The organism is Nostoc sp. NOS(2021) (genome assembly GCF_017115025.1).
In the GTDB taxonomy this organism is placed as follows: Bacteria; Cyanobacteriota; Cyanobacteriia; order Cyanobacteriales; family Nostocaceae; genus Nostoc.
The window spans coordinates 1-22,332 of sequence record NZ_JABXKM010000124.1; the positions used below are offsets into that span (position 1 = coordinate 1).

The following is a 22,332-nucleotide window of genomic DNA, read 5'->3' on the forward strand; positions in this document are numbered from 1 at the left end:
TTGAATCTTACTCCCCAACGCTACAAGGGTTGGGGCTGTTCTTGTTAGGTCTGTATTGCACTCAAGCGAGAAGCGCTATAGGTATAAATGGAACTAGTGAATGAATCTTTAATAATCATTCACGACTTTGAGCTTGGTCAATGAGCCTCGGAACTTCGTCAATGAACCTTAGAACTTCGCCGATGAACCTCAGAACTTCGTCAATGAACCTCAGAACTTCGCCGATGAACCTCAGAACTTCGTCAATGAACCTCGGAGCTTTGTCAATGAACCTCAGAACTTCGCCGATGAACCTCGGAGCTTTGTCAATGAGTCTTTTAACTCCATTAACGAGGCTCAGAACTCCACTCTCGCACTGGGTACATCTAAAGGTTGAGTTTGCGTGATGGAACTCATGAGATTCTCCTGATAGTTGAGTTATGACCAAATAATTCGTAATGACGCTGGCGGACTCGCTCCGCTGCGCTAACGTAATTAGGATACAAGCGAATGTATTTATTCATCAAACAAAAATAAAAACATTCCTTGTTTCAGAACAAACGACTTGCCCACCAAACGCGCAAGGAACAGTCGTAATTCATAATTATGAATTATGAATTACGAATTACGCGTTAGCTACTGGCTCATTAGCGGCCGACCAAAATGGATAGTCTGTATATCCTTTTTCACCGCCACCATAAAAGCTTGCTTGATTTGGCGGATTCAGTGGTGCATTCAAAGCCAAGCGTCGGGGTAAATCGGGATTTGATATAAATAATGTGCCAAAGGCAACTAAATCTGCTGCTTTGTTTGCCAGTACCGCATCACCTTTTTCACGAGTATAACCACCATTGACGATCAGTGTACCTGTAAAGCGATCGCGTATATGACTAGTGGGTACAATTATCCCGCCATGTCTGATGTCTGCCTCTGTTGCCTCATAAATATGCAGATATGCCAAATTAAACTGGTTTAAGGCTTGAGCCGCATAACCGAATGTCTCTAGGGGATTGGAGTCATGCATATCGTTATAAGCCCCACTGGGAGAAAGACGTACTCCGACTCGGTTAGAATCCCATACACTAGTTACCGCCTCTGTCACCTCCAACAGGAATCGGGCACGATTTTCAATCTCACCCCCATATTTATCTGTACGTTGATTGGTGCGATCGCGTAGAAACTGATCTATTAAATAACCATTAGCTGCGTGAATTTCCACCCCATCAAACCCAGCTAAGAGGGCATTTGCCGCTCCTTGACGATACTGTTCCACTATCTGCGGTATTTCCGAAGTTTCTAAAGCACGGGGAGTTACAAAGGGTTTTGGCCCCTCATAAGTTGAAGCTTCACCTTTAGGAGCAATGGCAGAAGGTGCCACAGGTAAAGCTCCATTCGGTTGTAAGTCGGGGTGAGAAATCCTGCCTACGTGCCATAGTTGCAGAAAAATTCTCCCTCCCTGCTGATGTACAGCATCGGTTACTAACTTCCATCCCTCCACCTGTTCTGGTGAATGAATTCCCGGTGTAGCGGGATAACCCTGTCCTTCAGGAGTTACCTGTGTTGCTTCAGAAATAATCAGTCCGGCGGAAGCACGTTGGGTGTAGTAGGTAGCATTAAGTTGATATGGTACGTTTCCCTGACCTGCCCTGTTTCGGGTTAAAGGTGCCATCACTATCCGGTTAGGTAGTTCCAGATTTCCTAATTGGTAAGGAGAGAATAAGTTGATATCAGTAGTCATTGGTTATATCTCCAAATTATTTTAGTCATTGGGCATTAGGCAATTCAATTTTAGATTTTGGATTGACGATAGCGCAGCGCAAAGCCTTCTCTTCTCCCTTGGCGCTAGCCTCTCCCAATGTGAGAAGGGGAGACGCACTCGCGTCCCTTGAGGCAACGCATAAAGGCATATCTTCTCTACCAGACGCACTCGCGTTTGCTGAGAGCGAGTCCGCGTACTCCTGCCCAGAAGCAAGCTACGCCTTGGTCTCGTAGAGAGCGTCTTTTGGATTAAATTTCAATTCTTTAATCCAAAATCTAAAATCTAAAATTCTTACTCCCCTGCTTCCCCTACAAAGCTCATTAATTAAACAATCGACCGAATAACGCCACCATCTACTCGCAAAGCTGCACCATTAGTTGCTGATGCTACGGGGCTAGAAAGATAAACTACGATCGCTGCTACTTCTTCATTAGTTGCAAAGCGTTTAATTAGGGAAGTTGGACGCACATTCTGAAAAAACTCAGCCTCAACCTCAGCTGGACTAATACCGCGTTCTTGCGCCAGCTTGGTGATAAACTCTTCAACTCCTTCTGAGCGGGTTGGCCCTGGTAGGACGGAGTTTACCGTGACTCCAGTCCCGACAGTGATTTCTGCTAGACCTCGTGCAATGGCTAGCTGCGCTGTCTTAGTTGTGCCGTAGTGAATCATTTCTACTGGGATCTGAATGGCAGATTCGCTGGAGATAAAAATTATCCGTCCCCAGTTTTGCTCTAGCTGCTTTTGCAGATATTGCCGACTCAAACGGATTCCGCTGAAGACGTTAACCTCAAATATCTTTAACCAGTCTTCATCAGTAATATCAAAGAAGGTTTTTGGCTCATAAATACCTACATTGTTAATGAGAATATCAACGTGAGGAACTTTTTGAAAGAGTTGCTCTATCCCTGATGCAGTGCCTGCGTCAGCAACAGCACCAGAAACTTTCGCGTCGGGTGTACAATGCTTAATTTTAGCGATCGCTTGAGCTACTCGTTCTTCAGACCGACCATTGACAATCACTGATGCACCCTCTTGAGCTAACCCAAGGGCGATCGCAAAACCAATACCTGCGGTTGAGCCACTCACCAGCGCGGATTTACCATGCAATTTCAAGTCCATTTCGCTCTTTCCCCGTTAGTTGAAACAAAATTCAGGAGTTAGGAGTTGGGAGTTGGGAGTTAGGAGTTAGGAGTTAGGAGTCATATGTATTCTGACTCCTGGCTCCCTTAACTAGAGAAGACTGCTCACAATAGTACCTAGATTAAAGATGCTGTGCTAAGGTCTTATTCAAAGTGGTTTTTGGGACTGCCCCTACGACAGTATCGACCTGCCGACCTCCCTTAAAAACCATCAGTGTCGGAATGCTACGAATTCCATAGTGGCTAGCGACAGTAGGATTTTGATCTGTGTTCAGCTTCACGAATTTCACCTGTCCTTCGTATTCAGCAGCAACTTCATCGACGACTGGGCCCACCATCCGGCAAGGGCCGCACCACGGTGCCCAAAAGTCTACTAAGACCGGAATTTCACTTTCTAAGACTTCTTGCTTGAATGTGGCTTCTGTGACATTTGCAATGGATGACATAAAATTGCCTTCCTAATTAATTCTATAATTCGATAATATCGAATAATAAAAATATATGCCACCTGATGAGATAATGCAACTATGAGATTTCTTTATCATCCAGATCGAAAAAATATTTCTTTACCGGGAGTACTGTATGCGTTGGGCGATCCAGTGCGGCTAGAGATTGTGCGGCTGCTGGCGACTGAGGGGGAACAATGCTGTGCGAGGTTTGATTTTGCGATCGCTAAGTCTACCATGTCCAATCACTTCAAGATTTTGCGGGGGTCGGGGATAGTCTTGACACGCAAAGAAGGGACACATCACATTAACATACTGCGGCGTGAAGATTTGGAGGTGCTATTTCCAGGGTTGCTGGATGCAGTATTGAAAGCCGCTCAACCATTGCCTGTTGCCCCTGCGAGTAAACAAACAGCCTCAATGATTTAGGGGCATTGGGCATGACCTGTTTAAAAATCTTCTGGTTTTTCTTTTTGTGTTTCTAAATCAGCAAAGATATCATGTTGTTCTTGAAAAACCCTTGAAGTATAAGATAAACCTAAATCTATAGAGAGTAAATCAATGCCATCGATAATTTTGGGTATCTGCACTTGATCAACTTGGAGACCAAGAAAGCATTTCTCCCTGTAATCTGGTCTTTCCTGAAAGCGTGCGATCGCTCTTTTCAAAGGGCGCATAACCTCATAGGCTTTTTCAGCCTTCTCAATTGATGCTTGAGGGATTGGCGATCGCAGCCGGAGAATTGCTAGATCAATTAAATCTCTTGCCTCAACGCTGTTATCCATGTAACGATCAGAATTTGACAGCAGCTTAGAGGTAAAACAGTCATTGAAGCTTAAACAGGGAACAAGTGACCACTTTAGATATCTTGGTGGATCTAGTTGAAAACGAGTTTCGGCAATAATTTCCGTTTTAATCGGCACATCACCTACAAAAACTATCATCCGAATTCCATATTGGTCAGTTGTGCTACGTCCAACTTGAATTTTACTTAAATCCCGAAATAATGCTTCATGCCCACCATCAAATACCACTGTACGCAGGTATTTGTAACCTTCTGTACCAACAGAAGCGATAAAATCAACGTCCTTACTCCATCGATATTCTTCAAACTCAAATGCCAGAAGGGTTCCGCCACCGAAGTAAGCAGAACCCTTCCTAAGTATATCGGAATCTAAGGATTCAAGAACTGTGAGAATTTGATTATGGTGTTCTAACCTGAAGGTCATAAAGAAACTTGCAACCAGGATTTATAGCGTTTGGCAAGTTCCTGAAGAAAATTAAGTTCTTCACCCTCAAGATTATTGAATAAATTGTGATATTGCCAACCACGTTCATAGCGACTCAGCATTTGTTCTGAAGTAAAGCGATATACGTCGGCGGTCTGCCAACAAATTGACTCTAAAAAAGGCAGCTTTTTGGGAACAGTAACAGGATTAATTGTTGGTGTTGCGGTTGTCATAACTCTTTTAATCAACCACTTTAGGCTTACTTTAATTTTAGATTAGCACTAGCGACTTTGAAATTCAATTTTATTATAACTATAAATTACCTGGGTTGGGATAAACTCTTCCTTTCCAAGCGCCGCCGCGCCCTTGCCAGTGACGTAGTGCTGAGTCTAGAGTCATCAGGGTATAGAGAAAAGCGATCGCAGGTAAACTAAATGCTAACCAGGGAGAACATTTATAAAAGCGGATCGTCGGGTAGTAAGCGAAAGCCATTAGCAGCCATCCTAATAAACCTGTAAGTGCGATCGCCCAATTACTCCAAACTAAACCCACAATCACACCCATCGGCGGAACTAGATAAATTAGAGGCATTGCCACCAAAGTCCCCAATAGTAGTAATGGAGAATAATTCAGTTCGGTATAGGCACTACGGGCAACCATATCCCAAATTGTCGCCAGGGAATCATAGGGACGCAGACTGCAAGTTAAAGTACTCAATCCTAGCCAGATACGCCCTTGACTGGGCATTGGGCTTGTCCCCTTATCCCCCACCACTCCCCCACTCTTCTTAACAGCCTGAGCTAGGGCGCAATCGTCAATTAAAGCTTGGCGAATGACTTGAATACCCCCGATTCGCTCTAAAGCTTCACGGGCGATCAAAATAGATCCGCCTGCGGCCGCGGCTGTGGGATTGTTGGGATTATTCACCCAACGAAAGGGATAGAGTTTTTGGAAGAAAAAGACGAAAGCTGGAATCAAAAGTTTTTCCCAAAAGCTTTCACATCTAAGTCGCACCATTACAGAAACCAGGTCTAAATTTTCCTGCACAGCTTTCGCAACGAGTCGGCGGAGATTACCAGGATCATGCTCGATATCTGCGTCGGTCAGCAAAAAATAGTCAGGTGCAAATAAACTCGCGCTCTTTATACCTTGCTCAACTGCCCAAAGTTTACCAGACCAACCAGGAGGCAGTGATTCACCTGAGATAATATGCAATTGCTGGGGTCTACCTACAGCGTGTGCAACCCCTTCGGCAAAATTTGCTGTCCGGTCTGTGCTGCGATCGTCTACCAAAAACACGTTGAAAGAACCAGGATAATCTTGAAGTAGGAGCGATCGCAAGCTAGTTGATATCAAATCAGCTTCGTTACGGGCTGGAACCACCGCACAAACCACAGGTAGCGATTTTAGCTGAGTTTCTCCAATCTCTAATTGCTGGTCTACTCGCCAAAACTGCCCCCGAAAACACAGTAACCCCAACCAAATTGTTAAGGATAAGAGCATCAATCCTAATACAATTACACCCATGACCGTCGCTTTGCTCCAATTCAAAATTCAAAATTCAAAATAAAAGAATTTAATTTTTAATTCCTACGAAGGGGCTGACCTATTGCAAATTTTCAGTGACTCAGACACAATACTATCTCTACTGATTGAGGAAAAATTTTTTTCACTCATTGTATTACCGTGTTTATAAGTGGGTGTTGAGGTTGAATAGAGTTTAATGCAAACACAAGACAGGGTAAAAGTCAATCAAGTTGCAAGGGCGATCGCAGCCAGCCAAGAATATCTGCTTTCGATTCAAAATTCCGCAGGTTACTGGTGGGCAGAGTTAGAATCTAATGTCACCATCACTGCTGAAGTTGTCCTCCTGCATAAAATTTGGGGAACAGACCAAGGCAGACCTTTACACAAAGTTGAAGCATATCTGCGTCAAGAGCAACGGCAGCATGGCGGCTGGGAACTTTACTATGGTGATGGCGGAGAACTTAGTACCTCAGTTGAAGCCTACATGGCTCTAAGACTACTAGGTGTACCAGCAACCGATCCGGCGATGATTCGGGCGCAAGCTTTTATTCTCCAACGGGGTGGGATCAGCAAAACTCGGATTTTTACCAAGTTGCACTTAGCCTTGATTGGCTGCTACAACTGGCGCGGTATTCCCTCGCTACCAGCTTGGGTGATGCTGTTGCCAAAAGCTTTCCCGGTCAATATCTATGAGATGTCTAGCTGGGCACGTTCCAGTACAGTACCATTACTGGTTGTATGCGATCGCAAACCTGTTTTTATCACCAACTCAGCTATCAACCTAGATGAGCTATACGTTGAAGGTGTTGATCAAATCCGGTGGGAATTACCCCAAAGTGGCGATTGGACAGATTTATTCCTCACCCTCGATCAGGGGTTTAAGTTGGCAGAACGCCTTAATTTAGTACCCTTCCGTGAAGAAGGCATCAAAGCCGCCGAAAAGTGGATTTTAGAGCGCCAAGAAGCTACAGGCGACTGGGGCGGCATTATTCCGGCGATGTTGAATTCAATGCTAGCTTTGCGCTGTCTGGATTATCACCCAAACGATCCCATTGTGGAACGAGGTTTGCAAGCAATTGATAACTTTGCCATTGAAACAGAGAACAGCTACCGGGTACAGCCCTGTATTTCCCCCGTCTGGGATACCGCTTGGGCGATGCGTGCCTTAGTAGAATCTGGTTTTGCACCAGATCATCCGGCTGTGGTAAAGGCTGGAGAATGGTTATTGCAAAAACAAATTTTGGATTATGGAGATTGGGCTGTCAAAAATCGCCAGGGAAAACCAGGGGCTTGGGCTTTTGAGTTTGACAATCGCTTTTATCCAGATGTAGACGACTCGGCGGTGGTGGTGATGGCACTACATGTTGCGAAACTTCCTAATGAAAAAATCAAACAGGCGGCGATCGCTCGTGCCTTAAATTGGATTGCATCTATGCAATGTAAACCAGGCGGGTGGGCTGCTTTTGATTTGGATAATGATCAAGATTGGCTTAACTCCATCCCCTATGGAGACTTGAAAGCCATGATTGATCCAAACACCGCAGATGTTACGGCTAGAGTAGTAGAAATGCTTGGTGCTTGTGATTTGTCAATTGATAGTGATAATTTGGAGCGATCGCTTAATTATCTTCTGCGCGAACAAGAAACCGAAGGCTGTTGGTTTGGTCGTTGGGGTGTAAATTATATCTACGGTACCAGTGGCGTTTTGTCAGCCTTGGCGTTAATTCACCCTCAAAGGCATAAACTCAGTATAGAACGGGGAGCAGCTTGGTTAGTTGGATGTCAAAATCCAGATGGGGGTTGGGGTGAGACTTGCCGCAGCTACGACGACCCCAGTTTTAAAGGAAAAGGAAATAGTACTGCATCTCAAACTGCTTGGGCTTTAATTGGGCTAATAGCAGCAGGTGAAGCAACTGGTAAATTAGCTGTTGATGTGATTGAGCGGGGAATTGGCTACCTGATGGCAACTCAACAGATCGACGGTACTTGGTTTGAGGCGGACTTTACAGGTACTGGCTTCCCTTGCCATTTTTATCTCAAGTATCATATGTATCAACAATACTTTCCTTTAATGGCTCTAGGTCGCTATCAAACAGTGATTCAAAAAGGTTAATTATCGTGACTGTGGTAGGGGCACAAACAATGTTGTGCTCCTAAGTAAAGTTTTGCGTAAAAGCGTAGCGTTTTTAATGGAGGAGAAGGATAAATTTTCGCTTATAAACATTTTAAAATGTATTAGATTTTAAAATGTTTATATCTTAAAGATTGGGTAAAGAAGTTTACTTGGACTGGGAATAGTGATAAATATACAAATGTGTTGAATAAGCAAAATAAAGCACTCAAAAAACCCATTTAAATAAGCTATTTTGCTCGAATTTTGGAAATTATTACTGAATAAAATTCATAGGTAGCTTTTGAAAAACTAATGAAACAGTTGCGTAAGTTTTTCAGCGTGACTGCAAGTGAGCGTCTGCTTTTGATTTAGCAACTGACGCAAAGCAAAAAGCTGTTCTGCTTGGGGCAGGTTTTGAATTTGTGCAACTAAATTCGCACTCTTTTCATTTGGCACATTATTGAGACAGAGCGCCGGAATTTCATCAGTAATCCAGTATAGAGTAACGCTAGAACCGTCAGGCGATCATCTATATCCAAACTCTGAAATTTTGTTATACTCTGTTACACCTTGTTACACTTTGTTATAAAAAATTGATGAGCGTAGAAGTCATAAACACCTCGAAGTAATTAACTTCTTAATTAACTAAAAATTCATAAAGACGCCAGTCATCAAAATTCAGCATTGTATTGGGACTGACAAATAAAAAACATCCCAAATTTTTTTGTGGGATGGGTGTCCGCACCCGTCCTATATTCAGGGCGGGCAGGATACCCACCGCACAAGATGGATAATTTATTTCTTTCTTGGAAGTCCGATTAAGCGACTGGCAGACATAGCAAGCTTTAAGAGAAGGGTATAAATGAGTTAATAGATACCCTCAAGCAGGCTAAAAACTTCAAAAGTGCTAAATTCCAGCACCTGCTTTTGCTTCGGCACCCATTGGTGAAACATAATCACGGAAAAGAGTAATCTGTTGCTCAAAGGCTAATCCTTGAATTCTGCCGAACAACGCTTTAGATTCTGAAGAAAGTTGATAATCATCAGGTATAGGAATGATAGTGCCATTTTCCATACCTTGAGATAATCGATACCAAAACAGTAGCTTGGTGGTATCACCCAAAGAGCCATACTCACGAGAAATTAGGGTATCCACTTTATTAATCAAATCACGCTGAACTTGTAATTGTTGTTCGTGAGATAATTCTTTAACTTGATTAAATAAACCTTCAGCTATTTCTGGGGAGACAGTGCTGGCACCAGGGGCGGCTGGAGTAATTGAACCCCCCATTTCTTTATAGATAAACCAAAACAAGGCAAGTTGGTCATCCACATTTAATCTTTGCCAAGCTTGAACATATTCACGAATAGTTGGATCGTTAGTTTGCGTATATGTCATTATTCCCTCCAATTGCAATTCAGCAGTCTTATTAGCAATGTTATCAAATGTACATTTGGAGTTTTAACCTACTGAAGACAGATGTATTGGAATCAGAAAGAATAATAATTATAAACAGAACATAAATCTGGCGGTGTGTAGTCCTGCATTCAAAGCATTACAGTTGGTACCCAATATCAAAGGCCAAAATAATCCTTGGCAAGGGCAATGAGTTGGCAATTGGAATGCTAAAAATTGAGATATTCTTAAGAGGATGTTTTAAAAGTTTTTGGCGAATATAATTCGCTACTACACAAACAAAATCCACCTCCGTGGACTAATGCAAAATCAAGGGCTTTCTAACGCACGCAGGTGGGTTTTGCCTGTATAGCCAAGCCAGTGCGTTGGGCGGCTACGCCGACTTGTTCGCGCAGCGTCTCCCCTTCTCTACGAGACGCTACGCGAAGGGAGAAGCACCTGGGGCGCAACTTCTAGTCGCCCGGCTAGTAATAAATTAGACTTTACAAACATCCTCTAAGAGGTATTTCGCTGGATAGATGTTAGTTTTATTGTGACAGTGCTTTTATAAGCACTGCCAATTCAGCGACATCTAATTTGTGAATATACAGTAGGAATAGGGATTCTACTTTTATTTAGCTTATTCTCGCCGATCTTGATAATCTTCAGAAGACTTTGGATCTAACTCCCAGCGATCGCCGTCACGTTCCTCTAAAATATCGTTAGTATGCAGAAACTCAGAGTCAGCCATTTCTAGCCCTACGGCTGCTTCTAGCTCCTCAGTTACATTTTTATCGGGAGTGGAAGTACTACCACCAACAGCTTCATCCCCAACTGCATCTGCATCTTGCCAATAAGCATCAACATCGCCACCAGTAAGTTCAGGACTAGTTTCTGTATACTCACGCCTTTCTGCTCTGATTGAGCGCCCGCCAATATTGTATCCCGGCAAGTCTTTCACACCAGTACCGTAGGATTCAGTAATTTCTTGTGGCAAATCATTGGTTTTAATTTCGTCATTATGATTTTTTTCTGCCATGATACTAGCCCTTTTCTGCATTCTCACAATAACGTTTTCCTGTCACCAAGTTGTCTAACTAGAGAGGTATAGCTTGAGAAATAAATAATCTATTATCTATCCCCTTGGAACGACGCTAAATTAGCGATCGCGCCATAGCATTGTAAATATTAAATCATGGTCAAGCAGCTTGTAGTTGAAATTTTTAGTTAGGACTTAGGAGTTATAAAACCGATAATTATTCAGTAGCCAACTTCTAACTCATAGCTATTTTTTATGAATTAGCAAAAAAATAATCAAGGCAATTCAAAACTTTTCGTGTAACTGTCCTAATCGATGAATATTGTAGCTAGTTAAATACTACAAATCACCAGGTAACACCATCTATGACTGACCATAACAATCATTCCAATAATAAAAAAGTTGCCATCCTCATTGAACAGGGAGTAGAGGATGCAGAATTTACAGTTCCTTATAATGGACTAAAACAAGCAGGATTTGAGGTAATAGTCCTGGGTTCTCGAATGAATGAAAAGTATAAGGGTAAACAGGGCAAACTTAGTATCCAAGCTGATGGTACTACAACAGAAGCGATCGCAGCCGAATTCGATGCGGTAGTGATTCCTGGTGGGATGGCTCCTGATAAAATGCGGCGGAACCCTAACACAGTACGCTTTGTACAAGATGCTATACAACAAGGAAAATTGGTAGCTGCGGTTTGCCACGGCCCACAAGTTTTGATTGAAGGCGACTTACTCAAAGGTAAACAAGTTACTGGCTTTAGCGCTATTGCCAAGGACATCGTTAACGCTGGCGCAAATTATTTAGATGAGTCGCTGGTAGTTGACGGGAATTTGATTACATCTCGTGAACCCGGAGACTTGGCAATTTTCACCACCGCTATTTTAAATCGTCTTGGTTATGGTGGCAAAGATGCTGCATTACCAAATGAGAAAGACACAAGTGCCGAATGGTGGAAGCTGGCCGATGCTTGGGGTGGCTCAACCAAAGGTGATATCAGCAAAGGTTTAAATACTGCCCTTAGTGGTGAACGTTATTCGCTAGAAGCATTTGATAAGTACTTGGAAAAGGAATCAGATAGCGAAGTTAAATCAGTCTTTCAAGAAATCATTGGTAATAAACAGCGCCACATTCAAAAACTAGAAACCTATCTTCAGCGATTGGGCGAAAAACCCTCTTTAGCGGCAAATATTGCGAATCAGTATGCCAAGGTGAAAACTGCCTTGACAGGAAGTGATGACATATATCAATTACGTTCCGCTTTGGGGGATGTGCAAACTGGTATCGGCGATATTGGCAATTTGTCTGCGATGTACACTGACCCAGTAGCAACTGCTATTTTCAAAGAAATTTATCAGGATTTATTGAAATCCGAACAGCGATTGGTAGAACTATATCGGGTGCGGATAGTAGCTCAGATTCAGCCTCCTAAGCCGACTACAGGCGCTTCTGTGTCAGTGTAAGGTGTTTTTGAACATCAACAAACCGCAGAGGCGCATACTCCTACGGAGAAGCAAGCTATGCGTAGCGTCTCGTAGAGAAGAACACAGAGATAGAAACAAGAGAGTTCTTTGCGCCTCTGTGGTTAATTTACTGTGATGGAGATATAAAAAAGTGACTTCAACATCAGGTGATAAACTAAATAGAGACCAGCCTGAAGCCAGTGAAGTAGAGCGTTGGGCATCTCTCATTGGTGGCGGTGCTATGGTACTGATGGGTTTAAAGCAAGGTTCATTGCGGGGAGCGCTGACGGCTTTAGCTGGTGGCGGTTTGATTTATCAAGGTGCAACTAAACAAAGCACAATCCAGCAAGCACAGTCAGCAATAGGGATAAACCAACCCATCAAAGTTGAAAAAACGGTAACAATTAATAAATCGGCAGAAGAATTGTATCGCTTTTGGCACAACTTTGAGAATTTGCCCACATTTATGAAGCATCTCAAATCTGTAAAGGTGCATGACCAAAAACGTTCTCACTGGATTGCGAATGCACCCTTGGGTAACAGCGTAGAATGGGATGCAGAAATTCTCGAAGACCGGGAAAATGAGTTTATTTCTTGGGCTTCTGTAGAAGGTGCAGACGTTGATAATTCTGGTTTTGTCCGCTTCAAAAAAGCACCAGGCGATCGCGGGACGGAAGTAAAGATTGTCTTGGAGTATAACCCGCCTGGTGGAGCATTGGGGGCTACTGTAGCTAAACTTTTCGGTGAAGAACCAGAACAGCAAATTGATGATGAATTGCGCCGCTTCAAGATGCTAATGGAAGCAGGCGAAATTGCCACCACCGAAGGTCAACCAAGTGGAAGCAAGTAGTTATTTGTCCAATGCCCAACGACTAATAACTATGAAAGCAGTCTGCTGGAACGGTAAAATTGTCAACCCCCGTGACGCGATTATTAAAACTACTTCCACGGCGATTTGTGTATCTGCTCTACATATTTATGGCGGCTAGATTCCCACAGTGCAGCAGGGTGACATTATTGGTCACGAATTTATGGGAGAAGTCGTGGAAGTGGGTAGGGGAGTAGCGATCAATAGCGATCGCTTTCTCGAACGCCTGGAAATGGCGAAAAAGTTTGCCAAAGCAGAAGCGATTAACTCCGAAGAAGTTAATACTGGCGAAGCGTTGAAACAGATGAGGCCGTGACCCCACGGCTACCACATTTTTCAACAAAAAAAGGATAACTGCATCAAATCAAAGTTGTTCTTAAACCCTGAATGGTGAATAGTCATTCAGCATTTTGAATTTTCCACCCAACATAATGCAATTGAGGTTTCTTATGAATCGAGTAATTTCAGCGCTGCGGAATATTCGCCTTTCCCAAATCCTTGTAGTTTTCCTGGTAGGATTTATGTTTCTATTAGGTCAGGCTTTTAGCTACGTTAATGTCGCCCAAGCCGATGTTAAAACTCCAGAGGGTACTTATTATAAAATCATCCCAAATGAGCAAGGTGAAATTAGAAACGATACCCAACTAAAAAACACCGAAAATCCCTTAAAAGGCGCTGTTGATAATATCCGTGAAAAGTTAAATTTGGATGAAGAAACTCCTAAAGCTACAAAAGAGTTTTTTGATCCTGCAAAAAACAGAGATGGAGACAAAGCTCGGTCATTTAACGGAGATAAACAGGGTTACTACCAAAATGCTCCTAGCAAACAACTGAGAGATAGAAGCTAGACTTGTAGCAAATTTTGAGTCTAATTTTTTTTGACTCCTCGATTGTTGAATAAGATTTGATTAGTTACTGAGACGCGATAATTATCGCGTCTCAGTATTAGGCTAAATCGAGTCTTTCTCTTGATATTAACGAGCCAAAAATCATCACTAAGGACTAAAGAATTATGAAAGCAGTTTGCTGGCATGGAGTAAACGATGTGCGGGTGGAAACAGTTCCAGATCCAAAAATTCTCAACCCGCGTGATGCCATTATTAAAATTACATCTACGGCAATTTGTGGTTCTGATTTGCATCTTTACAACGGCTACATCCCCACAATGGAAAAGGGTGATATCCTTGGTCATGAATTCATGGGGGAAGTCGTGGAACTGGGAAGTGCAGTTAAAAATGTGAACGTAGGCGATCGCGTGGTTGTTCCTTTCACTATTTCCTGCGGTAATTGCTTTTTCTGCAATCGAGATTTATGGTCACTGTGCGACAACTCTAACCCCAACGCTTGGTTAGTAGAAAAGCAAATGGGCTATTCACCATCAGGTTTATTTGGCTACTCTCACTTATTTGGTGGTTACGCTGGTGGTCAAGCAGAGTATGCACGAGTGCCATTTGCCGATGTGGGTTTGTTTAAAATTCCTGATGGTTTGACGGATGAGCAAGTACTATTTTTAACTGATATTTTCCCAACTGGCTACATGGCAGCTGAGAACTGCAACATCAAACCCGGTGATATTGTCGCTGTTTGGGGCTGTGGGCCAGTCGGACAATTTGCTATTCAAAGCGCATTTCTTCTTGGTGCAGAACGTGTCATTGCCATTGATCGCCTTCCTGAACGCCTACAAATGGCTAAACAATACGGCAAAGCTGAAATCCTTAACTACGAAGAAGTAGATGTTGGCGAAGCACTCAAAGAAATGACTGGGGGCCGTGGCCCTGATGCTTGCATTGATGCAGTGGGAATGGAAGCCCACGGTACAGATTTCATGGCCTTATATGACCAAGTAAAGCAAGCGGTGCGTCTAGAAACAGATCGCCCAACAGCATTACGGCAAGTAATTGTGTCTTGTCGTAAAGGTGGTCACGTATCAATTCCGGGTGTGTACGGTGGCTTTGTAGACAAAATGCCGATGGGTGCTGCTATGAACAAGGGCCTAACCTTGAAAATGGGGCAAACGCATGTACACAAGTATCTAAAACCTTTGCTAGAACACGTTCAAAACGGTGAAATCGATCCAACCTTTATCATTACCCACAGATTACCTCTAGAACAAGCACCCCACGGCTACGAAATTTTTAAGGACAAGAAAGATAACTGCATCAAAGTTGTACTCAAACCGTAGTTGGAAATAGGGAATAGGGAAGAGTTTCCCAATGCCCCATCCTCTGTCCGAGTCCATCATGGCGAATAAACAGCCCAAAACCCCTAGCGAGGAAGGTTTGCAAGATATCAGGCTGATACAACTAATTTAGCAAGCAGATCACACTGGCAAAACAATCAAAGTTTAAAAGAAAAAGAGGCAAAAAATTATGTCTGATACAACCGTTATCAAAGTAGACTCTAGCGATTCCCCTAAAGGTCAACTTGGTCAGAAATATCTTGCATCTGGCAAAAGTATTTCCATGCGCCTATGGGAGAATGAGCACCCAAATGAACCTAAAGAGCTAACAGCACGAGAATATGAAACTGTTGGTTATGTAATCAATGGTCGTGCAGAATTGCATATTGAAGGGCAAACGATTTTACTAGAGCCTGGGAATTCTTGGGTAGTGCCAAAAGGAGCCAGTCACACATACAAAATCCTGGAACCATTCACGGCTGTTGAAGCAACCAGTCCACCGGCTCAAGTTCACGGGCGGGATGAAGACTGATTTGCAGGGATCTGAAATTTTGCGATCGCTAAAAACTTATAGCCGCTTGCAATTGCATGGAATATAGGGCGTTCGTAGGGGAACAAGAATGTTGTTCCCCTTTTTATTGTGCTTTGTGGCTGAGAAAGAATTGCATAAAATGTCAGGCGATCGCAAGGCTTACTTTGACTCGTTATCTAGCCTAGTAAGGTACAAACTCGTAATAAAATACCCATAGTCGAATGGCACTAAGAAAAGATGAAACTGATAGAGCTAATTATCAATGTACGCCACATTCAAAAACACTGAAGGAAAGACAAGATGACTAATCAAACGAACCTCGGCGGCAGTTTCACACTCCCAGGCACTTCAAAGTCTCTGAAGCGTATGGGTTATGGCGCTATGCAACTCGCGGGGCCTGAAGTTTGGGGCCCGCCACGCGATGTTGACGCCGCCATTGCCGTTCTGCGCGAAGCTGTTGCGATCGGGATCAATCACATCGACACCAGCGATTTCTACGGCCCGCACACCACCAATCAGATTATTCGGCAAGCATTGCACCCCTACCCGGAGGGATTGGTGATCGTCACTAAAGTAGGAGCTCGCCGGGGCGAGGATAAATCGTGGCAAGTAGCCCTCTCGCCCAAGGAACTCGTCGATGCCGTTCACGATAATCTTCAAAATCTTGCTCTGGAAGCCCTCGATGTCGTGAATCTCCGCCTCCCAGACCAACTGCAATCGCCTGAAGTTTTCATCGAAAAACCGCTTACGGTACTTGCTGACCTGAAGCGTCAGGGTCTTATCCGCCATATTGGTCTTAGCAACATCACACCCCAGCAATTCGCAGAGGCTCAGTCGATCACTGAGATTGTTTGCGTCCAGAATCAATACAACTTAGCGCACCGCGACGATGATTCGCTGATCGACGAACTTGCACGGCTCAATATCGCGTTCACGCCATTCTTTCCACTTGGCGGGTTCACGCCGTTGCAATCCTCAGCACTTGAAGCAGCCGCAGCTTCGTTGAAAGCTACACCCATGCAAGTTGCGCTTGCATGGCTGCTTCAGCGCTCCCCTAATATCTTGCTCATCCCAGGCACGTCGTCGGTCGAGCATCTGCGCGAAAATCTTAAAGCCGCGACTTTGCATCTGACTCCAGAAAGGATCGCCGATCTGGACTTGATCGCTGCAAACGCTGGGCGCTAGTGGTGACAGCAGAAATGCACTGAGATCGAGTTCTGAAATCACCCCCGGCCACTGGGGCAGTGCGTCCATCGTCAGCCGAAGCGCTGACTATAAAAGGCAAAGTGGCGTACAAAAGTACTAGCTTGGAGTATCAAACTCTTTATACTACAGGTAATACCCTAAAAAAACCTTGCGGAAAACCTTGAAGGAATTTTTAGGACTTATTGTTTTTGCCAAGCCTTGAAGAAAAAAGAGTTAATACACCAACTCAGTCTCGTAAATTGGTGAAGGTATTGTTAATAATATTTGATTCCCTCAATTCTCTTTTACAAGGAGAATTAGGGGGATTTTTGCCAGATGAACATGTATCAGCTAGCTAGCAGTCACTTGGTAGTTTGATAGGATGCGATCACTCCTTTAAGCGCTATGCCAAAGTCTTATTCTCTCGTCGCTTATTGACAAGTAATTTTATATAATTATTTAAGACAGTATTTCTACTAGTGTGAAATGTCATGTCTGATTAATACAAAAACTAAAATCTAACATCCAAAATGGCTAAAAGCTTAAGTACTGAACAGCAGCAGCGGTTGCAGCAACGGTGGAAGACGCTTCATGCTGAGTCGGAACTGCGAAGTGAAAAATTAAAGTGTTTACGAGCGGATTGGGCTATTGAGGTAGGGACGGCGGTAAAGTTTCAACTAGAAAAGCAGATTCAATATGAAGAGGCTAAGTTAGACGATATTGATCAGCAGTTAAATGATATTGAAGCAGAATTGCAATTGCCTTCTCATACAAAAATAATCCCAGATAGTATATCCCAGGGAAAAGGACATCAGACTTGTGAAGTACTATCAAGCACCAAAGCCATTGAAGTTTTTATATCTTATTCCCGTGAAGATGAAAAATTGTTAAAGGTCTTAGAAAGATATCTCAGTAGTAGTTTGGAGGGAATTAAAATTTGGCATGAAGCTAAAACTATAGGAGGGCAAACCCCAAAAGTTGAGATTGAGAAACATCTGAATTCAGCCGATATAATTCTCCTATTGATTAGTCCGAATTTTCTAAGTGACTATGATAATAAAATTGAAATAAACCTAGCGAGAGCCAGAGAACAACCTATAAAAGCTACTGTTATTCCTGTACTTCTCACCAAAATTATTGGTTGGGAGCGCTATAGTTTTGCTAATTTAAAACTTGCGAATCTTGAGCCTTTACCTCAAAAAGACAAATTTATAACTGATAGAAGGGTCTGGATAAATAAAAATGATGCTTTTTACTTTACCGCTCAAGGTCTTGAGAAAGTCAAGCAAGATAAAATTAGTAGAAACAACATAAAATAACAACTTTTATTGACTGAGGGTTATGTCTTTATCCCCTGGCTCCACCAAAAATATTCAAATAGTATTTATCTACTCATGTTCTAGTCGTCAAGATGAAAATCTTCGACAAGATTTAGATAAGCACCTGAGTACATTGAAGGACTCAGGTGTGTTTATGGAATGGTGTAAATACTCGCTTGATACATCACATTTTTCTGATGACAAAAATAATCATAACTTTAACATTTTAAGGACATCTGATGTAGTTGCACTACTTGTTAACCCACAATTGATTTCTTTAATTCAAAATACAACTTCATTTTCTACTGAAATTCAGTGGATATTACAGCAAGGTAAACAGGAAGAAATCATTGTTGTACCTTTGCTTATACAAACAAGGAGCAACAGATAAGTACAAAAAAACTATTTCCAAAATCCAGAAGCTTCAGCAGAGAAAACCCCAATCTTCCAATTAAATTTATCCTAACCTGTGCCAGATCGGATAATCAGGAGAAATAAGAATAATCTTGAACTTGTCACAAGATAAGTAATACGATCGCCTTTAATTATTTTCTCAACAAACCTGATGCGGTGCAGAATATGTGCTACAACGTATCCCCACAGCTTCCTACTGCATCGATCGCAGCTTCCAATGCGATCGCCACATGAGTCCAATGAGTTCCCCCCTGGCAATAAACCACATAAGGCTCACGCATTGGCCCATCTGCTGATAATTCCAAAGTACTCCCTTCAATAAATGTCCCCCCAGCCATGACTACCAGGCTCTCATACCCCGGCATTTCATCTGGAATCGGATCTAAGTAGGAACCGATAGGAGAATGCTGTTGTATGGCTTTACAGAAAGCAATTAGCTTTTGGGCAGAACCGAGTTTAATTGCCTGAATTACATCCCCACGGGGAGCCAGGGGAGCGGGATTAACTGGATAACCGAGTTTGTCAAATACATAACCAGTCAGATAAGTCCCTTTCATCGCCTCTCCGACCATCTGCGGCGCTAAAAATAGTCCTTGGAATAGCAGACGATTTTGGTCAAAAGTAGCACCACCATAACTACCAATACCGGGAGCAGTGAGGCGACAGGCGGAGGCTTCCACTAAGTCGGCGCGACCGGCGACATAACCGCCAGCGCTGACAATGGTGCCACCAGGATTTTTAATCAATGACCCAGCGATTAAATCAGCACCTACGGCTGTAGGTTCCCTGGTTTCAATAAATTCGCCATAGCAGTTATCCACAAAGCAAACGGTGTTCGGGTTTTGCTGTTTGACTAAGTGGACAATTTTTTCAATATCGGCAATTGATAAACTCGGACGCCAAGAATAGCCACAAGAACGCTGAATTAACACTAAACGCGTGTTTTCAGCCACACTAGTAGTTAAAGCTTGCCAATCTATAGTTTCTTGGGGGGTTAGCTCCAATTGGCGGTATTTTATGCCAAACTCGATCAGGGAGCCTTGACCTTGACCCCGTAAACCAATCACTTCTTCAAGCGTATCGTAGGGAGAACCGACCACTGCTAACATTTCATCTCCAGGACGGAGGACACCAAACAAAGCACAGGCGATCGCATGAGTTCCCGAAACAAACTGCACTCGCACCGCCGCAGCTTCGGCATCCATAACTTCAGCAAAAACTTTATCTAAAGTTTCTCGTCCTAAATCATCGTGACCATAACCGCTTACACCCGCAAAGTGGTGTGCGCCTACACGGTGATTACGAAAGGCATCCAGCACTCGTTTTAGATTATGCTTGACCTGAGCGTCAATTCCAGAAAAAATTTCTAATAGTGCCTGTTCTGCTTGCCGCAGCTGTTCTAAGCTGTTCATCAGTTCCTCGTTCAAAATAAAATTATAGATATGCGGATTTTTAGATCGCACAGACTAGGCTGGAAAATTCAAATTCAGGTTAATGCATGACAATTGCTACTTCAACTAAAACTAAACCTCAAATTAACTGGGTTAATACCCTGTTTTTCATTGGACTGCATATCGGCGCTTTGTTTGCCTTTGTTCCTGGTAACTTTAGCTGGACGGCAGTTGGTGTGGGTTTCTTGCTGTATTGGGTAACAGGTGGTTTAGGCGTTACTCTGGGATTTCACCGCCTTGTAACCCACCGCAGTTTTCAAACTCCCAAGTGGCTAGAATATCTCCTGGTTTTCTTTGGGACACTCTCCTGTCAAGGAGGCCCAATAGAGTGGATAGGAACACATCGTATCCATCATTTACACTCGGATACTGACGCTGATCCCCATGATTCTAATAAAGGCTTTTGGTGGAGCCACATGGATTGGCTAATTCACTATTGTCCCGCTCACGCTGAAGTTCCTCGTTTCACCAAAGACATTGCCGAAGACCCATTTTATCAGTTTTTAGAAAAATATTTCATTTTGATCCAGGTTGCTCTGGGTGTATTGCTTTTGCTTCTGGGTGGCTGGCCGTTCGTTGTTTGGGGAATTTTTGTTCGCATTGTCTGGGTTTACCATTGCACTTGGTTGGTGAACAGTGCTACTCATAAATTTGGCTATCAGAGTTATGATTCTGGCGATCGATCGACTAATTGCTGGTGGGTAGCCGTACTAGTTTTCGGTGAAGGCTGGCACAATAACCATCATGCTTTTCAATATTCAGCTCGTCATGGGCTGGAATGGTGGGAAATCGATTTAACTTGGATGACTGTTCAATTGCTGCAAGCTGTTGGTCTGGCTACTAATGTCAAGTTAGCCCCAACAAAAATTAGTTAGGAGACGCGATTAATCGTGTCTGTACAGGAGTTAGGATGTGTATCTTTTTTAACTAATAACTCATCACTTCTAACTCCTCACTTTTCAAAAAAGCTATTTACGGGTGCGCTTGTGTCGGTTAGATTGCTATAATCCGAAGCGCTAATATGAAGAATGTTTATGGCAAGTTGCTTTTTGGTGACTTGGTGGAGGAGTTTGTTGTTTTTCAGGTGTCCATGACTACATCAATAATTAACAGCCAGAAAGTAAGTGACGAGCCTGGTAATTCCGACCTGAGGCTCAAAGATATTGTCAAAACCCTGCCACGGGAATGTTTTCAACAGAACCGTCGCAAAGCTTGGACACAAGTAATAATCAGTGTCTTGGCAGTTGCCTTGGGCTACTACAGCCTAAGCATCACTCCTTGGTTTCTTTTGCCCCTAGCTTGGATTTTTACGGGCACTGCTTTAACAGGTTTTTTTGTAATTGCCCATGATTGTGGTCACAGGTCTTTTGCCAAACGTCGTTGGGTAAATGATTTGGTGGGGCATTTCTTCATGATGCCGTTAATTTACCCCTTTCACAGTTGGCGCATTAAGCATAATTATCACCATACTCATACCAACAAGCTGGATGAGGACAACGCTTGGCATCCAATTCAACCAGAAGTGTTTGAAAATTGGGATAAAACCCGGCAGTCTGCTTTTGAACTGTTCATGCGTAAACGCTTGTGGTGGGTAGGTTCCATTGGACATTGGGCTGTGGTGCATTTTGATTGGCGGAACTTCAAAACTAAAGACCAATCAAGTATCAAGCTTTCTGTGGCTGTAGTGGTTGTGTTTGCAGCGATCGCTTTCCCGATTCTAATTGCTACAACTGGTATCTGGGGATTTGTCAAATTTTGGCTAGTGCCCTGGATGATTTACCATTTTTGGATGAGTACTTTTACTATTGTTCACCATACTGCCGCAGATGTTCCTTTTGTGACACCGAACAAGTGGAACGAGGCTGTAGCACAGCTATTTGGTACTATCCATTGCGATTATCCGCGTTGGGTAGAAATCCTGTGCCACGATATCAATGTTCATGTCCCTCATCATATTTCTACTGCGATTCCTTCTTATAATTTGCGGCTAGCTTACAGCAGCATCAAAGAAAACTGGCAGCCTTATCTGCATGATGAGTCTCAGTTTTCTTGGTCTTTAATGAAGCAGATTACAGACCAGTGTCAACTATACACAACTGATCTTGGCTATAAGACTTTCAACGAATATTACACAGAGCGATAAATAGCGCTGTGATCACACTCACGCTCTTGAACCAACGAGAGCGTTTATCATGCTGTTTTTAAATCAATACGCTTGGGTTAGCGTCAAAAACCATAAACTGCGTAGGTTGGGTTGAACGAACGCGAACAGCGTCCCGTAGGGAAGTGAAACC

The 22,332-nt window shown here is 43.1% G+C and carries 21 protein-coding genes and 1 pseudogene; 13 read left to right on the top strand and 9 right to left on the bottom strand.

What is annotated here, in order from left to right; genetic code table 11:
• Positions 1–604 precede the first annotated feature (604 nt).
• The 3 genes from HWQ41_RS15920 to trxA all read right to left on the bottom strand — a co-directional run bounded on the left by HWQ41_RS15920 (position 605) and on the right by trxA (position 3,323).
• Positions 605–1,717, bottom strand: a complete 1,113-nt coding sequence (locus HWQ41_RS15920; protein ID WP_292764492.1) for an alkene reductase — start codon at positions 1,715–1,717, stop codon at positions 605–607.
• 345 nt (positions 1,718–2,062) lie between these two features.
• Positions 2,063–2,857 (bottom strand): SDR family NAD(P)-dependent oxidoreductase, encoded by a 795-nt coding sequence (locus tag HWQ41_RS15925; protein ID WP_292764494.1) that lies wholly within the window; start codon positions 2,855–2,857, stop codon positions 2,063–2,065.
• Positions 2,858–2,999: 142 nt separating this feature from the next.
• Entirely contained in the window at positions 3,000–3,323 is a 324-nt protein-coding gene (gene trxA / locus HWQ41_RS15930; RefSeq protein WP_292764496.1) for a thioredoxin, read from the bottom strand.
• 81 nt (positions 3,324–3,404) lie between these two features.
• On the opposite strand from trxA, the gene HWQ41_RS15935 reads away from it, so the two are divergent.
• Positions 3,405–3,752 (top strand): helix-turn-helix domain-containing protein, encoded by a 348-nt coding sequence (locus HWQ41_RS15935; RefSeq protein ID WP_292764499.1) that lies wholly within the window; start codon positions 3,405–3,407, stop codon positions 3,750–3,752.
• Between the two features lie 20 nt (positions 3,753–3,772).
• On the opposite strand, the gene HWQ41_RS15940 is transcribed toward HWQ41_RS15935, so the two are convergent.
• The 3 genes from HWQ41_RS15940 to HWQ41_RS15950 form a co-directional block, all read right to left on the bottom strand.
• The gene (locus HWQ41_RS15940) at positions 3,773–4,552 is read right to left on the bottom strand and encodes a nucleotidyl transferase AbiEii/AbiGii toxin family protein (RefSeq protein ID WP_292764502.1); all 780 of its coding nucleotides are present in this window, start codon (positions 4,550–4,552) and stop codon (positions 3,773–3,775) included.
• On the bottom strand, positions 4,549–4,785 hold the full coding sequence (locus HWQ41_RS15945; protein ID WP_292764505.1) for a hypothetical protein: 237 nt from the start codon (positions 4,783–4,785) through the stop codon (positions 4,549–4,551). Before HWQ41_RS15945 ends, HWQ41_RS15940 begins: the two co-directional genes overlap by 4 nt.
• A 79-nt stretch (positions 4,786–4,864) precedes the next feature.
• Entirely contained in the window at positions 4,865–6,079 is a 1,215-nt protein-coding gene (locus tag HWQ41_RS15950) for a glycosyltransferase (RefSeq protein WP_292764559.1), read from the bottom strand.
• Positions 6,080–6,275: 196 nt separating this feature from the next.
• Between HWQ41_RS15950 and shc the strand changes: the two genes are divergently transcribed.
• Positions 6,276–8,192: a squalene--hopene cyclase gene (gene shc / locus HWQ41_RS15955; RefSeq protein WP_292764507.1), complete on the top strand. Its 1,917-nt coding sequence runs from the start codon at positions 6,276–6,278 to the stop codon at positions 8,190–8,192.
• A gap of 907 nt (positions 8,193–9,099) precedes the next feature.
• Here the strand turns inward: shc and HWQ41_RS15960 are convergent.
• Entirely contained in the window at positions 9,100–9,591 is a 492-nt protein-coding gene (locus tag HWQ41_RS15960; protein ID WP_292764509.1) for an orange carotenoid protein N-terminal domain-containing protein, read from the bottom strand.
• Positions 9,592–10,228: 637 nt separating this feature from the next.
• Positions 10,229–10,627: a DUF6335 family protein gene (locus HWQ41_RS15965; RefSeq protein WP_292764513.1), complete on the bottom strand. Its 399-nt coding sequence runs from the start codon at positions 10,625–10,627 to the stop codon at positions 10,229–10,231.
• A gap of 365 nt (positions 10,628–10,992) precedes the next feature.
• Here HWQ41_RS15965 and HWQ41_RS15970 point away from each other — a divergent pair, with 365 nt between their 5' ends.
• From HWQ41_RS15970 to HWQ41_RS16010, 9 genes and pseudogenes are all read left to right on the top strand, one after another.
• The gene (locus tag HWQ41_RS15970) at positions 10,993–12,090 is read left to right on the top strand and encodes a DJ-1/PfpI/YhbO family deglycase/protease (protein WP_292764516.1); all 1,098 of its coding nucleotides are present in this window, start codon (positions 10,993–10,995) and stop codon (positions 12,088–12,090) included.
• A gap of 151 nt (positions 12,091–12,241) precedes the next feature.
• Entirely contained in the window at positions 12,242–12,940 is a 699-nt protein-coding gene (locus HWQ41_RS15975) for an SRPBCC family protein (protein ID WP_292764518.1), read from the top strand.
• Between the two features lie 31 nt (positions 12,941–12,971).
• Positions 12,972–13,145: pseudogene (locus HWQ41_RS15980) on the top strand (alcohol dehydrogenase catalytic domain-containing protein); the annotation flags it as partial.
• A 262-nt stretch (positions 13,146–13,407) separates the two neighbouring features.
• Positions 13,408–13,806: a hypothetical protein gene (locus tag HWQ41_RS15985; RefSeq protein WP_292764521.1), complete on the top strand. Its 399-nt coding sequence runs from the start codon at positions 13,408–13,410 to the stop codon at positions 13,804–13,806.
• A 164-nt stretch (positions 13,807–13,970) separates the two neighbouring features.
• A complete protein-coding gene (locus HWQ41_RS15990; RefSeq protein WP_292764524.1) occupies positions 13,971–15,140 on the top strand; it encodes a zinc-dependent alcohol dehydrogenase in 1,170 nt (389 codons plus the stop codon).
• 187 nt (positions 15,141–15,327) lie between these two features.
• Entirely contained in the window at positions 15,328–15,669 is a 342-nt protein-coding gene (locus HWQ41_RS15995; RefSeq protein ID WP_292764526.1) for a cupin domain-containing protein, read from the top strand.
• Positions 15,670–15,969: 300 nt separating this feature from the next.
• Positions 15,970–16,854 (top strand): oxidoreductase, encoded by an 885-nt coding sequence (locus HWQ41_RS16000; protein ID WP_292764529.1) that lies wholly within the window; start codon positions 15,970–15,972, stop codon positions 16,852–16,854.
• Between the two features lie 530 nt (positions 16,855–17,384).
• Positions 17,385–18,173, top strand: a complete 789-nt coding sequence (locus HWQ41_RS16005) for a toll/interleukin-1 receptor domain-containing protein (protein ID WP_292764532.1) — start codon at positions 17,385–17,387, stop codon at positions 18,171–18,173.
• Positions 18,174–18,195: 22 nt separating this feature from the next.
• Positions 18,196–18,564 carry a hypothetical protein gene (locus tag HWQ41_RS16010; protein WP_292764535.1) on the top strand — a complete coding sequence of 123 codons (369 nt, stop codon included), beginning with the start codon at positions 18,196–18,198 and terminating at the stop codon, positions 18,562–18,564.
• Positions 18,565–18,757: 193 nt separating this feature from the next.
• On the opposite strand, the gene HWQ41_RS16015 is transcribed toward HWQ41_RS16010, so the two are convergent.
• Positions 18,758–19,999, bottom strand: coding sequence for a methionine gamma-lyase family protein (locus HWQ41_RS16015; RefSeq protein ID WP_292764538.1), 1,242 nt, complete (start codon positions 19,997–19,999; stop codon positions 18,758–18,760).
• 86 nt (positions 20,000–20,085) lie between these two features.
• Between HWQ41_RS16015 and HWQ41_RS16020 the strand changes: the two genes are divergently transcribed.
• Together HWQ41_RS16020 and HWQ41_RS16025 are read left to right on the top strand one after the other, a co-directional pair.
• Positions 20,086–20,913: an acyl-CoA desaturase gene (locus tag HWQ41_RS16020; protein WP_292764541.1), complete on the top strand. Its 828-nt coding sequence runs from the start codon at positions 20,086–20,088 to the stop codon at positions 20,911–20,913.
• Positions 20,914–21,128: 215 nt separating this feature from the next.
• On the top strand, positions 21,129–22,181 hold the full coding sequence (locus HWQ41_RS16025) for a fatty acid desaturase (RefSeq protein ID WP_292764562.1): 1,053 nt from the start codon (positions 21,129–21,131) through the stop codon (positions 22,179–22,181).
• Positions 22,182–22,332 lie beyond the last annotated feature (151 nt).

Bases quoted from the DNA above. Each gene is read 5' to 3' on its own strand.
- HWQ41_RS15920 (WP_292764492.1), bottom strand. From the start codon at position 1,717: ATGACTACTGATATCAACTTATTCTCTCCTTACCAATTAGGAAATCTG.
- HWQ41_RS15925 (WP_292764494.1), bottom strand. From the start codon at position 2,857: ATGGACTTGAAATTGCATGGTAAATCCGCGCTGGTGAGTGGCTCAACC.
- trxA (WP_292764496.1), bottom strand. From the start codon at position 3,323: ATGTCATCCATTGCAAATGTCACAGAAGCCACATTCAAGCAAGAAGTC.
- HWQ41_RS15935 (WP_292764499.1), top strand. From the start codon at position 3,405: ATGAGATTTCTTTATCATCCAGATCGAAAAAATATTTCTTTACCGGGA.
- HWQ41_RS15940 (WP_292764502.1), bottom strand. From the start codon at position 4,552: ATGACCTTCAGGTTAGAACACCATAATCAAATTCTCACAGTTCTTGAA.
- HWQ41_RS15945 (WP_292764505.1), bottom strand. From the start codon at position 4,785: ATGACAACCGCAACACCAACAATTAATCCTGTTACTGTTCCCAAAAAG.
- HWQ41_RS15950 (WP_292764559.1), bottom strand. From the start codon at position 6,079: ATGGGTGTAATTGTATTAGGATTGATGCTCTTATCCTTAACAATTTGG.
- shc (WP_292764507.1), top strand. From the start codon at position 6,276: ATGCAAACACAAGACAGGGTAAAAGTCAATCAAGTTGCAAGGGCGATC.
- HWQ41_RS15960 (WP_292764509.1), bottom strand. From the start codon at position 9,591: ATGACATATACGCAAACTAACGATCCAACTATTCGTGAATATGTTCAA.
- HWQ41_RS15965 (WP_292764513.1), bottom strand. From the start codon at position 10,627: ATGGCAGAAAAAAATCATAATGACGAAATTAAAACCAATGATTTGCCA.
- HWQ41_RS15970 (WP_292764516.1), top strand. From the start codon at position 10,993: ATGACTGACCATAACAATCATTCCAATAATAAAAAAGTTGCCATCCTC.
- HWQ41_RS15985 (WP_292764521.1), top strand. From the start codon at position 13,408: ATGAATCGAGTAATTTCAGCGCTGCGGAATATTCGCCTTTCCCAAATC.
- HWQ41_RS15990 (WP_292764524.1), top strand. From the start codon at position 13,971: ATGAAAGCAGTTTGCTGGCATGGAGTAAACGATGTGCGGGTGGAAACA.
- HWQ41_RS15995 (WP_292764526.1), top strand. From the start codon at position 15,328: ATGTCTGATACAACCGTTATCAAAGTAGACTCTAGCGATTCCCCTAAA.
- HWQ41_RS16000 (WP_292764529.1), top strand. From the start codon at position 15,970: ATGACTAATCAAACGAACCTCGGCGGCAGTTTCACACTCCCAGGCACT.
- HWQ41_RS16005 (WP_292764532.1), top strand. From the start codon at position 17,385: ATGGCTAAAAGCTTAAGTACTGAACAGCAGCAGCGGTTGCAGCAACGG.
- HWQ41_RS16010 (WP_292764535.1), top strand. From the start codon at position 18,196: ATGTCTTTATCCCCTGGCTCCACCAAAAATATTCAAATAGTATTTATC.
- HWQ41_RS16015 (WP_292764538.1), bottom strand. From the start codon at position 19,999: ATGAACAGCTTAGAACAGCTGCGGCAAGCAGAACAGGCACTATTAGAA.
- HWQ41_RS16020 (WP_292764541.1), top strand. From the start codon at position 20,086: ATGACAATTGCTACTTCAACTAAAACTAAACCTCAAATTAACTGGGTT.
- HWQ41_RS16025 (WP_292764562.1), top strand. From the start codon at position 21,129: ATGACTACATCAATAATTAACAGCCAGAAAGTAAGTGACGAGCCTGGT.